Origin of the sequence: Yersinia kristensenii (assembly GCF_900460525.1) — a bacterium.
In the GTDB taxonomy this organism is placed as follows: Bacteria; Pseudomonadota; Gammaproteobacteria; order Enterobacterales; family Enterobacteriaceae; genus Yersinia; species Yersinia kristensenii.
Map to the genome: position 1 here is coordinate 4,351,447 of NZ_UHIY01000001.1, position 13,068 is coordinate 4,364,514.

Here is a 13,068-nt window from a genome sequence, read left to right on the forward strand (position 1 = left end):
AGAATATTCTGTGTAAAATTCGCCCTGCTAAACCAAGAGTTCCCTGACACTAAAACATATCAACTACGATTATCCTTTCTGGAATTAAGTAAGTTGTGTTACTAAGCTGAAAATTTGTTTTATAGATATGTATTTCTAAAATACATCAATACAAATGAATTTCACTGACACCACATATTTGATGCATTTATATGGCATCTTTGCTTTATATTGGATTGCGTTTCAAATAGATAAGTTTATTAATGTCAATAATGCTCCCTAGCAAATCGGTAGCGCTGTGCTGCTAACTTACTTATACTCATAACACTTTATCGATCATGCTGAGGAGCGGCGTAACATGGGTTCAAACAGTGCGTTCTCCCGCAATATTTTATCCAGACGCCATCTTGTTAAAAAAAGTGTCATCCTCGCACTCTGTTTCTTTATTTTTTTTGTTGTTATTACTTTGTCATTACTTTATCGCAGCAGTGAACGTAAACTAACAACACAAAGTGACCATATTATCGCCTATTCATCCCAGTTCCTTAATGAACTAACTACAACGATGTCTCAGCTTATCCCGCTAAGTGCAAAAAATTGTGAACAGGCCAGTTCTGCTCTGCACTATCGGGCGGCATTTACCAATGGTGTCCGAGCTTTCTTATTAGTTCGGGATGATATTACCTATTGCTCTTCAGCAACGGGGGAAATGAATACGCCGGTCAGCGCGTTATACCCCAAAATGAATGTCTCCCGGCCTTTGGATTTTAAAATTCAACAAGGTACGCCGATGATGCCGAGCAAACCGGCAATTGGCGTATGGCTGCGTGAAGCTGGTCGTGGTAATACCGGCGTATTAGCAACACTCGAATTAAATTTACATCCCTATCTGTTACTGAATAACTCCAATAATCAAGTCAACGGATTAGCTATTGTTATTGATGACTTGGCAGTCACGACATTTGACTCTAAAGTCATGCCTATCAGCCAGTTACCAACGCATGATGCACGTGAAATTCAATTACCTGGCTATCCAATTAAAGTATTGATTTATCATACCAACCTCACTGCGGATGATATTCGTATGACCTTGTTAGGGGGAGTATTACTCGCAGGGTTAGTCGGTATCTTGGCTTACTATATTTTAATTGCTAGTCAAAGTGCGGAAGCTGAAATTTTGCGTGGTATTCGTCGGGGTGAATTCTTTGTTGAATATCAGCCCGCATTCCGGTCTGATGACCGCTCCCTATCAGGATTGGAAGCGCTTATCCGCTGGCAACATCCGATTGAAGGACGTATTTCCCCAGATCTTTTTATTCCCTATGCAGAAGCTCAGCATTTGATTCAACCTCTGACCCGGCATTTATTTGAATTAATCATTAGAGACAGTGAATTAATGGCAGCCCACGTTCCAGCGGGAATTAAATTGGCTTTTAATATCTCCCCTGTCCATCTTACCGATGATAATTTCCGCAAAGATGTCACTCAAATGTTACAACAATTAAATACCGATGTGTATTCTCCGGTATTTGAGATAACTGAGCGGGGTATGGTTGAAGAGGAATTGGCTATTAAGCAGTTTGCTTGGTTGCGCTCTCAAGGGATACAAATCGCTGTTGATGACTTTGGCACCGGGCACAGCGCGCTGATTTATTTAGAACGTTTTACTTTAGATTATATTAAAATTGATCGTGGTTTTGTCAGCACCATAGGCATTAATACTGTTGCCGCACCGGTATTAGATGCAGTATTAATGTTGGCGAGCAAGCTCAATATTGAAACCGTCGCTGAAGGTGTCGAAACGGAACAACAGCTCCAGTATTTGGCACAACACGGCGTCAACTTCCTGCAAGGTTATCTCCTTAGCAAGCCGCTATCTGTGGAGGATTTAGTCGAGTTTTGTAATAAAAAAACTTCGTAACAAAAACTAATTGGCTTAATGTTTGCTTTACCCCTGCAAACTGGTAATTTCATTTAAGAGTATTACAACTAAATAATAGCAGGAGATCACCACCAATATGTTGTTACGCCTACTTGCTGCTTTCGTGCTTTCAGTTCTGAGTTTTGGCCTACAGGCTGAGACCATTAAAGAAGGTAGCTCTTTTGCCATATTGGGCGAACCCAAGTACTCATCAGATTTTAACCATTTTGATTATGTTAATCCGGCAGCCCCTAAAGGCGGAGATATCACACTCTCTGCGATTGGTACCTTTGATAACTTCAATCGTTATGCGCTACGTGGCAACCCGGCAGTGCGCACTGAGCGGCTGTATGACTCATTATTCGCTACTTCGGACGATGAGATTGGCAGCTATTATCCCTTAATTGCCGAATCTGCACGCTTTGCCCCCGACTTCCACTGGATTGAAGTCGATATTAACCCTCGCGCTCGTTTTCATGATGGCCAACCCATTACTGCACAAGATGTGGCATTCACTTTCAATAAATTCATGACCGAGGGTGTACCGCAATTTCGAATTGTTTATAAAGGCGTGCAAGTTAAAGCGATTTCCCGCCTGACTGTGCGTTTTGAATTCCCAGAACCGAATAAAGATAAAATGTTGGGCTTATTTGGCTTACCGGTAATGCCCGAGCATTTCTGGAAAGACCATAAACTCAGTGAACCGCTAAGTAAACCTCCCGTTAGCAGCGGCCCCTATCGTATTGGCAAATATAAGATGGGCCAATTTATTACCTATGAACGGGTTAGAGACTACTGGGCAGCCAACTTACCGGTCAATCGTGGGCAATATAATTTTGACACCATCCGTTATGATTATTATTTAGACGATAAAGTCGCGCTGGAAGCCTTTAAAGCCGGTGCTTTTGATTTCCGTGAAGAAACATCGCCAAAAAGCTGGGCGACACAATATGTGGGCGGCAACTTTGCGAAAAACTATATCGTCAAACAGGATATCCTCGATAACTCCGCGCAGAACACCCGCTGGCTGGCATTTAATGTCCAGCGCCCTATTTTTAGCGACCGCAGAGTTCGTGAAGCCCTGACATTGGCCTTTGATTTTGACTGGATGAATAAAGCTTTTTATTTCGACAGTTATCAACGCACTAATAGTTTTTTCCAGAACACCGAATATGCCGCTAAAGGTTATCCGAACAGCGCGGAATTGGCGTGGCTGGCACCGCTAAAAGGCAAAATCCCCGCGGAGGTCTTCACGAAAATTTATCAGCCACCGCAAACTGACGGCAGCGGCAACGCGCGGGATAATCTATTAAAAGCGCGCGAATTACTGAGTGAAGCCGGTTGGGAAGTGAAAAACCAGCAATTGATCAACAGCAAAACGGGTAAACCTTTTGTCTTTGAATTGCTGTTACTCAGCGGCAGTAACTTCCAATACGTTCAACCGTTTAAGCATAATTTGCAGCGTTTGGGAATAACCATGAATATTCGCGAGGTGGACAGCTCTCAGTTTGTTAACCGCCTGCGCAGCCGGGATTACGATATGATCCCGACGGTTTACAGTGCCTTCCCTTACCCTAGCCCGAACCTGCAAATTTTTTGGAGTTCGGCTTATATTGATTCCAGTTATAACGCTTCGGGTATTAAAGATCCGGCCATCGACCAATTGATTGAACAGATTGTTAAGCATCAGGAGCAGCCAGAGGCACTGCTGTCTCTGGGCCGGGCGCTGGATCGCGTGCTGACCTGGAACTATTTGATGATCCCGATGTGGTATTCCAACCATGCCCGCTTTGCTTATTGGGATAAATTTTCAATGCCAGCGGACAGGCCCACATATTCGCTCGGCTTTGATAGCTGGTGGTTGGATGTCAACAAGGCAGCTCGCCTGCCAACAGAACATCATTAGGGGGCGGTGTGGGCGCATATCTATTACGGCGATTGTTGCTGGTTATTCCCACCTTGTGGGCCATTATTACTATTAACTTTTTCATTGTCCAAATCGCGCCCGGCGGCCCGGTAGATCAGGCGATAGCCAACATTGAACTGGGTCATTCCAGCGGATATAGCGCCGGTGGGGGTGATAGCGGATTGGGTGGTGCGAAAGTCGGCTTGAATGCAGCGCAAGTCGGTGACAGTAACTATCGCGGTTCGCGAGGGCTAGACCCAGAAGTGATTGCCGAAATTAAACAGCGCTTTGGTTTTGACAAGCCGCTGCATGAGCGCTATTTCAATATGCTTTGGAGCTATGCGCGCTTTGATTTTGGCGACAGCCTGTTTCGCGGCGAATCCGTCATGTCATTGATTAAACATAGCCTGCCGGTGTCTATCTCACTTGGGTTATGGAGCACACTGATTATTTATCTGGTTTCCATTCCTTTGGGGATTAAAAAAGCCGTGCGTAATGGCTCGGCTTTTGATACTTGGAGCAGTACCTTAATAATTATCGGCTATGCTATTCCTTCGTTTTTATTCGCTATTTTACTGGTAGTGCTGTTTTCCGGCGGCAGTTATTTCGATCTGTTTCCGCTTCGCGGGCTAGTATCCAGCAATTGGGATACACTGCCGTGGTATGGCAAGATAACCGACTATTTGTGGCACATCACGTTACCGGTGCTGGCTACCGTGATTGGTGGCTTTGCCACACTCACCATGCTGACCAAAAACTCGTTTCTCGATGAAATCCGCAAACAATATGTGGTCACTGCCCGCGCCAAAGGTTTACCTGAAGAAAAAATCCTTTACCGCCATGTATTTCGCAATGCCATGTTGCTGGTGATTGCGGGCTTCCCGGCGGCTTTTATTAGTATGTTTTTTACGGGTTCATTGTTAATCGAAGTGATGTTTTCACTGAATGGTTTAGGGTTACTGGGCTATGACGCTACCTTGCAACGAGATTATCCGGTGATGTTTGGCACCCTTTATATTTTCACTCTGATTGGTTTGCTGCTGAATATCCTGAGCGATATCACCTACACCTTGGTTGATCCCCGAATTGATTTTGAGGGCCGCCAATGATGAAACGGCTAAACGCTATTAATCAGGCCCGCTGGGCACGGTTTCGCCAAAACCGCCGTGGCTATTGGTCACTGTGGATTTTTCTGACACTGTTTATTATCAGCCTGTTTGCCGAGTTGATTGCCAACGACAAACCGCTGCTGGTGAGCTATCAGGGCAAATTTTATATGCCCTTTATGGTTAATTACACCGAATCAACCTTTGGTGGTATTTTAACCACGGCCGCTGATTATCAAGACCCGTATGTGATTGGCCGCATTAAAGATAATGGCTGGGCTATTTGGGCTCCCATCCGCTTTAGTAATAACACCATTAATTTCGCAACCAATGTGCCCTTCCCCTCGCCCCCCAGTCGCACCAATTTGCTCGGCACTGACAGCACTGGCGGTGATGTATTGGCCAAAGTTATTTATGGCTTTCGTATTTCATTATTATTTGGCCTAACGTTAACTCTATTTTCCAGTGTGATTGGGATTTGTGCCGGGGCAATTCAGGGCTATTACGGCGGTAGAGTTGATTTATGGGGCCAACGATTTATTGAAGTCTGGTCCGGTATGCCGACCCTATTTTTAGTGATTTTACTGTCCAGCATTGTGCAGCCGAATTTCTGGTGGTTATTAGCCATCACTGTCATATTTGGCTGGATGGGGCTGGTCGGCGTGGTTCGGGCCGAGTTTCTGCGCACCCGAAATTATGACTATATCCGCGCCGCCAAGGCCATGGGCGTGCGTGACAGAGTGATTATGTCGCGCCATATGCTGCCTAATGCCATGGTAGCCACTCTGACCTTTTTACCCTTTATTCTGTGCGGCTCAATAACCACTCTCACCTCACTGGATTTCCTTGGTTTCGGCTTGCCAATGGGGTCACCCTCATTAGGCGGGTTGTTATTGGAGGGCAAAAATAACCTTCAAGCTCCCTGGCTCGGCATAACCGCATTCCTGGTGTTGGCCGTGCTGTTATCTCTGTTGATCTTTATCGGCGAAGCCGTGCGTGACGCCTTTGACCCAAGTAAGGTGTATTGATATGGCGACCTCTCCACTGCTGGACATTCAAAATCTCAGTGTTGCATTTCGCCAAGCGGGAGTTGATCGCCAGGTCGTCAGCGACCTTTCGCTGAAAATAGAGAGCGGTGAGACACTGGCTTTAGTGGGGGAATCGGGTTCGGGCAAGAGTGTTACCGCCTTGTCGATATTGCGCCTGCTGCCCTCGCCACCGGTAGTTTACTCCAGCGGCGATATTCTGTTTGCCGGAAAATCACTGTTACATGCCGATGAGCCGACATTACGCGCCATTCGCGGTGATAAAATTTCTATGATTTTCCAAGAGCCGATGGTGTCTTTAAACCCCTTACATACTATTGAGAAACAGCTGGCAGAAGTGCTGTCACTGCACCGAGGTATGCGCAGGGAAGCCGCCAGATCTGAGATTATTCAATGCCTTGACCGAGTAGGTATTCGCAATGCCAAAGGCCGATTAGCGGATTTCCCACATCAGCTTTCCGGCGGAGAACGCCAGCGCGTGATGATTGCTATGGCTGTCCTGACCCAGCCAAAATTACTGATTGCCGATGAACCCACTACCGCGCTGGATGTTTCGGTACAAGCCCAGATTTTGAGTTTGCTGAAAGAGTTAAAGCAAGAGATGGGCATGAGCTTGCTGTTTATCACCCATAACCTGAATATCGTCCGCCGGCTGGCCGATAACGTAGCCGTGATGCGTGAGGGGCGCGTGGTTGAGCACAATACCCGCCAGGCGCTGTTTAGCTCCCCCCAGCATACATATACTCGCCAATTATTAGATGCGGAACCACAGGGCGACCCACTGCCGCTCCAGACCGATCTACAACCGCTGCTTGAGGTCAAAGGGCTACAAGTCGCTTTTGCGATTAAACGCGGCCTATTGCGCCGTACTGTGGCGCATCACTATGCTCTGAAAGATCTCAGTTTTGTGTTAAAACCCGGTGAAAGTTTAGGTTTGGTAGGGGAATCGGGCTCGGGGAAAAGCACTACCGGCTTAGCTTTGCTGCGCTTGCTGCCCTCTAAAGGAGAAATTTGGTTTAGTGGCCAGCCGCTACACAATTTCTCGCCCAAACAGATGCTACCTTATCGCAGCCGAATTCAGGTGGTTTTCCAAGACCCTTACTCGGCGCTAAACCCGCGCTTGAATGTTCAACAAATCATTGCGGAAGGGCTGGAAGTACATCAGAAACTCACTGCTGCACATCGCGAGCAGCGCGTGATTAAAGCCATGGAAGAAGTTGGGTTAGACCCGGTAAGCCGCTATAGATACCCGACTGAGTTCTCCGGCGGCCAGCGCCAGCGCATTGCTATTGCACGGGCACTCATCCTGCAACCTCAATTACTTATCCTCGATGAACCGACGTCATCACTGGATAAATCGGTACAAGCGCAAATTCTGGCTTTGCTGAAATCCCTTCAGCAGCGCTACCAACTCAGTTACCTATTTATCAGTCATGACTTGCAAGTGGTGCGGTCACTCTGCCACCAAGTGATTGTATTAAAACAAGGGGAAGTCGTGGAACAAGGTGACTGTCAGGCAATCTTTGCCGCACCAAAACAGCAATATACTCAGCAATTACTACAATTTTCCGACTGATTTGGCGCATATTAGGGCATAGAAAAGCGTCAGCATAAAAGGCTGACAAACACGTAATCGCAAATCAGAAAGGATAAAGTGCGGTCATGGTCTCAGCAATTGCCACCCCAACATCTTTCAAGCGACACATAGTGGCACTTTCATCCTGACGATGAACAAACAGGCAAGGCTCACCTTCCCATTCCACAATCGCGGAGTCCACCTGAATCTCTTGCAGTGAGAGATGAAGCCTCTGCATGATAATTTGCGCATGGGCACCATCATGGCTCAGTAACTTCAGTCCCATGAGATCATTATTGCTATCGTCTATCGCCGTTAATGGCATCGGTTCAACTTTTACGCCGATAAACCCCGATAACCAACGGTAACTTTGCGGCAGACGATGTACTACCGAAAGTTGGATATTATTCACGTATTTTTCCTAGTAAAAATAAAAATTCAAAAACTCACAAAGCACCACAAAGACTCATACTGATTTAAAGTTATAGCCGCTAAATTGCCATTGTGCTCGCTCCAAACCTTATCAAAACACAATATTGATAACAATTTAGAAACTTAAAACCTACAACGCTATTTTTTGCGCTGTTTACAACGCTTATTCAGCCCGTCATACCCAGACTGAAACTGCCGGTTTGAGATTTAGATCCCATTTTTCGTTATTTTTAACCCTTTATCGCCTCTATCTCAACCATTTTTCTTGCAAACCCATTACCTAATATCAGCCAACATTTTACATTTAAGGAACAATTCAGCCTCAGTCAAGCTGAATGAAATGGATTTAATCAATTGATAAATATATAAATTCATTGATATCCATCATCCTGTAACAAGCAAGAATAACGGGTAAAAATAACGTGATAACAATTTCGTCTTTTTTATAACATCGCTCAAAAAGTTAACAATATGGTGTCATACACAACTATGCAACAGATAATGATATGCAAGCTTATTATGTTGATTGAGCGCAAGGATTCGGTCTTTTTTAGTGATAATTGTGGCGATATTTAATCATGTACAAGACGGAGAAAGAGAGGAATAAATAAGGTGTGATTTGACAAACTGGCTACAAATAATAAACGTGAGGGGCGCTCAGGAGCATCGCCCCTCACATCTACTGATAGTGATTATTTCACTGTATCTTTATGTGGGCGGCTAGCATAAAGATACAGCAACATGGCGACGATAATACAAAATGCCATTGAGCTGACCATCGGCCAGGCGCTACGTGATGGCGCCATCGACAACAGCGTCCCCACGATGGCACCAATACCAAACCGTAAAGTTCCCGCCAAAGAAGAGGCAGTCCCCGCCATATGTGGGAAATCATCCAAAATGACGGCCATGGCATTCGAAGTGATCATCGCGATACAACCCACATAAGCGGCGACACCCAGCACCAGCGCCCAGAACCCCAACCCGGCGGCACACACCACCAGCAGCCAGATGCCCATCACAAATTGAACCCACAGACCGAAGCGGAACATTTTCAGTGCCCCGAAGCGGCGAACATTGCGGCTGTTGATTAATGTCATCAAGAATAAAAAGACAATATTCAGCGCAAAGTAATAGCCAAAGTTCTGCGGAGAAACTCCATTTAAATCAATATAAACAAAAGGCCCGGCGCTGAGGAATGAGAACATACCGGCAAAAGAAAAACCGCTGGCCAGCATATAGCTCAGTACCCGCTTGTGGCGGAATAAAGCGCCAAAATTGCCAATAGTGGTGCGCAAACGAAACTTCTGCCGTTTCTCCTTTGGCAAGGTTTCTTTGATAAACAATGCAACTAATATCGCCCCCACCAATGCAGCTCCCGCCATCGTCCAGAAAATGGCATGCCAGCTAAACCACACCAGCAAAGCGCCGCCGATAATCGGTGCCAGCAACGGCGCAATAGTCATCACCAAGACCACAAAAGACATCATTCGCGAGAAATCATCTTTGGTGAACATGTCTCGCATCAATGCGTTAATCACCACACTGGCAGCAGCAGCTGACAGGCCGTGCAAGAAACGCAAATTAATCAGCTGCTCAATTGATTGCGCCATGGCACAGGCCATCCCTGCCAACGCAAAGATGAGCGTTCCCCAGAAAATGACCGGCTTGCGCCCGATGCTATCCGCCATGGGCCCATAGAACATTTGCCCGATGGCAAACCCCAGCACATAGGCGCTTAGCGTCATCTGTACTGCACCACTTTCTACGCCAAATTGCTGTGCAATAATTGGCATACTGGGCAGATACATATCAATTGCCAGTGGCATCAGCATTGATAACAAGCCCAGGATAAAGATCAAACCAATGTGGGATGTCCGGTTTGTCGCTTCATTTTGATTACTGGCATGCACGTTCAACAACTCCTTCACTAACCTACCGCGGGTTATATCAACGGCAAAACAACGTGGAGACAGCTGACCACGCCGCAATAGAAAATCAATTACAGATGGGGAGCGCCGACACTCGCAATTTCTTCTGCTGTCAGTGGGCGATACTCACCGGGTGCTAAATCATCATCAAGTTTGATGTCGCCAATGCGCTCACGATGCAGTTCCAGCACACGATTCCCGACCGCCCCGAACATGCGTTTTACCTGATGGTAGCGCCCCTCACTGATGGTCAAACGCACTAGCTGAGGCTCGATAACTTCAAGCTGTGCCGGTTTAGTTAATGACTTTTCGTTATGCAACTGTACGCCGTCAGTAAACTGCTGCGCCGTATCATCAGCAACCGGATGTTCCAGCGTCACCAAATAGGTTTTTTCGCAATGATGGCGCGGAGAAGTAATGCGGTGTGACCATTGACCATCGTCAGTCATCAGCACCAGCCCGGTGGTGTCGATATCCAACCGCCCCGCCGCGTGAAGCTTATAAGCCACGGGTTCATCAAGGAAATACAACACCGTTGGGTGATCCGGATCTTCTGTTGAACACACATAACCCTGCGGTTTGTTCAGCATAAAATAACGTGGGCCCACAGTCTGTTGTAATGGATTACCATCAAATCTTACGTCTTGTTCTGGTGTCAGCTTAATGGCACCACTTTTGACTATCTCACCATCAATAGTGACGCGTTTTGCCCGTAGCTCGCGCGCGACCAACGCCCGGCTAACCCCTAATTGCTGAGATAAAAACTTGTCCAATCGCATTAAATCTACTTTGCCTGTTGTCTTACCCGTCATACTTCAAGCTGCATGTGCGTGGGCTGCTTTCGTTCAGCCCAGTCACTTACCAGTGTAAGCTCCTGGGATTCCCTCCGTTGCCACCTTCCTGCAACTCGAATTATTTAGGGTATAGTCATGCCACTGAGGGGCACGATACCCGCACTCATACCTGCCAATGATGACAGAATGCTAATAATACGGTGTGAAATTAATAAAACAGTATAGCGGCGGTTGCCCTATCATCCTAGGAACAGTTACGCAAAAAGCCGTTATTGAGAAACAACTTATCCACCCCGCCCTGCCTCCTCGCGCGGGCGGCCACACATGGGCATAATAATAGAAAGTCTTGAAGATAAAAGGCACTTATACGTTGAAAGTAAATGTTACGTTGCTGGAAAGTGTTGCAAATGGTGAATGAGTTGAACAAATTGAAAATGATGATAAAAATCAACGGGCAGGCGCATTAATGGCTTTCACACTCCGCCCTTATCAACAAGAAGCCGTGGACGCGACGCTGGCTCATTTTCGTCGCCATGCCGAACCAGCGCTAATTGTCTTACCCACTGGCGCGGGTAAAAGTCTGGTGATAGCTGAATTAGCCAAACTGGCGCGTGGACGCGTTTTGGTGTTAGCGCATGTCAAAGAACTGGTGGCGCAAAATCATGCCAAATATTGTGCTTACGGTTTAGAGGCCGATATTTTTGCCGCAGGACTGCAACAACGCCAAAGCGAGGGGAAAGTGGTCTTTGGCAGTGTGCAATCCGTGGCGCGAAATCTGTCACTGTTTGATAGCGCCTTTTCACTGCTGATTATTGATGAGTGCCATCGCATCAGTGACGATGATGACAGCCAATATCAGCAAATTATTCAACATTTACGTACCACCAACCCACGATTGCGTTTGCTGGGGCTGACGGCGACCCCTTACCGCTTGGGCAAAGGCTGGATTTACCAATTCCACTATCACGGTATCACTCGTGGTGATGGCAAGGCCCTATTCCGCGATTGCATTTATGAATTACCCCTGCGTTATATGATTAAGCACGGCTTTCTGGTGCCACCGGAGCGGCTGGATATGCCGGTCGTACAATATGATTTCAGCCGGTTGACCAGCAATAGTGACGGCATGTTCCGTGAAGCAGATTTAGACCGAGAGCTTAAACAACAGCAAAGAATTACTCCGCATATTGTTAGCCAGATCATTGAATATGCCGCCCATCGGCGGGGTGTGATGATTTTTGCCGCCACGGTCGAACATGCTAAAGAAGTCTATGGGTTACTGCCCAAAAGCGAAGCTGCACTGGTGAGTGCCGGAACGCCTCCCGCTGAACGGGATGCTTTAATCACCGCTTTTAAGCAGCAACAATTACATTACTTGGTGAATGTGGCGGTATTGACGACCGGATTTGATGCCCCGCATGTTGATTTGATTGCAATTCTTCGTCCAACCGAATCCGTCAGCTTGTATCAACAAATTGTTGGGCGAGGTCTGCGACTCTCGCCGGGCAAAGAAGATTGTTTGATTCTGGATTATGCCGGCAATCCCCACGACCTTTTCACCCCGGAAGTGGGCACCAGCAAACCCCACAGCAACAGCCAACCGGTACAAGTCTTTTGCCCAGACTGCGGTTTTGCCAATATTTTCTGGGGAAAATGTACCGAATCCGGCGACATCATTGAGCATTATGGCCGTCGTTGTCAGGGCTGGTTTGAGGATGATAAAGGCGCGCGAGCCCAATGTGATTACCGTTTCCGCTTTAAATCCTGCCCACATTGCGGGGCAGAAAATGATATTGCAGCCCGCCGCTGTCATCAGTGTCAGGAGGTGTTGGTCGACCCCGATGATATGCTGAAAGCAGCTCTGAAATTAAAAGACGCGCTGGTATTGCGTTGTGGCGGAATGGGTTTGGAAAGTGGCCAAGATGCGAAAGGCGAGTGGCTAAAAATCACCTATTACGACGAAGATGGCACCCATACCAGTGAGCGCTTTCGCTTAACCACCGCCGCCCAACGGATGGCATTTGAGCAAATTTTCTTGCGCCCTCATCAACGCGCGCCTGGGATTACGCTGAAATGGCAAACTGCCGCCGATATCATTGCTCAGCAAGCACTATTGCGTTATCCCGATTTTGTTGTCGCCCGCCGTCGTGGACAATGGTGGCAAATCAGGGAAAAGGTTTTCGATTATCAGGGGCGTTTTCGGCGAGCTGACTCTCTCGCCTAAGCCGCATTTAGCCTGATAAATTCGTAGTTTCGTTTGCTGTCTGGTCGATATTTCGCTAGAATGTCGCCCGCTTTGCTCTGGGTTTACCCAAGTAAAGCCGAGTATCGAACCTGTTGCTGGGTCGCCTGTAGCAGGGTTAATTTTCTTTAAGAG

At 47.0% G+C, this 13,068-nt stretch carries 9 protein-coding genes; 6 read left to right on the forward strand and 3 right to left on the reverse strand.

Features of this window, described 5'->3' with window-relative positions:
* Positions 1 to 337: 337 nt before the first annotated feature.
* The 5 genes from DX162_RS20215 (at position 338) to yejF (ending at position 7,534) form a co-directional block, all read left to right on the forward strand.
* Complete coding sequence (locus DX162_RS20215) at positions 338 to 1,900, forward strand: cyclic di-GMP phosphodiesterase (protein ID WP_098080909.1); 1,563 nt, start codon at positions 338 to 340, stop codon at positions 1,898 to 1,900.
* A 97-nt stretch (positions 1,901 to 1,997) separates the two neighbouring features.
* Positions 1,998 to 3,806 (forward strand): extracellular solute-binding protein, encoded by a 1,809-nt coding sequence (locus DX162_RS20220; RefSeq protein ID WP_004389491.1) that lies wholly within the window; start codon positions 1,998 to 2,000, stop codon positions 3,804 to 3,806.
* An 8-nt stretch (positions 3,807 to 3,814) separates the two neighbouring features.
* On the forward strand, positions 3,815 to 4,915 hold the full coding sequence (locus tag DX162_RS20225; RefSeq protein WP_004389490.1) for a microcin C ABC transporter permease YejB: 1,101 nt from the start codon (positions 3,815 to 3,817) through the stop codon (positions 4,913 to 4,915).
* Entirely contained in the window at positions 4,915 to 5,940 is a 1,026-nt protein-coding gene (locus DX162_RS20230) for an ABC transporter permease (RefSeq protein WP_032819461.1), read from the forward strand. The genes DX162_RS20225 and DX162_RS20230 overlap by 1 nt, the downstream gene beginning before the upstream one ends.
* Before the next feature lies 1 nt (position 5,941).
* Positions 5,942 to 7,534 carry a microcin C ABC transporter ATP-binding protein YejF gene (yejF, locus tag DX162_RS20235; protein ID WP_004389489.1) on the forward strand — a complete coding sequence of 531 codons (1,593 nt, stop codon included), beginning with the start codon at positions 5,942 to 5,944 and terminating at the stop codon, positions 7,532 to 7,534.
* A 64-nt stretch (positions 7,535 to 7,598) separates the two neighbouring features.
* Here yejF and DX162_RS20240 read toward each other — a convergent pair whose 3' ends face one another.
* From DX162_RS20240 to rsuA, 3 genes are all read right to left on the reverse strand, one after another.
* Entirely contained in the window at positions 7,599 to 7,946 is a 348-nt protein-coding gene (locus DX162_RS20240) for a YejG family protein (RefSeq protein WP_004389488.1), read from the reverse strand.
* A gap of 712 nt (positions 7,947 to 8,658) precedes the next feature.
* A complete protein-coding gene (locus tag DX162_RS20245; protein ID WP_032819399.1) occupies positions 8,659 to 9,879 on the reverse strand; it encodes a Bcr/CflA family multidrug efflux MFS transporter in 1,221 nt (406 codons plus the stop codon).
* Positions 9,880 to 9,968: 89 nt separating this feature from the next.
* Entirely contained in the window at positions 9,969 to 10,676 is a 708-nt protein-coding gene (rsuA, locus tag DX162_RS20250; protein WP_032819398.1) for a 16S rRNA pseudouridine(516) synthase RsuA, read from the reverse strand.
* 481 nt (positions 10,677 to 11,157) lie between these two features.
* Between rsuA and radD the strand changes: the two genes are divergently transcribed.
* Entirely contained in the window at positions 11,158 to 12,915 is a 1,758-nt protein-coding gene (gene radD / locus DX162_RS20255) for a DNA repair helicase RadD (protein WP_004389484.1), read from the forward strand.
* The last annotated feature ends 153 nt before the right edge of the window (positions 12,916 to 13,068 follow it).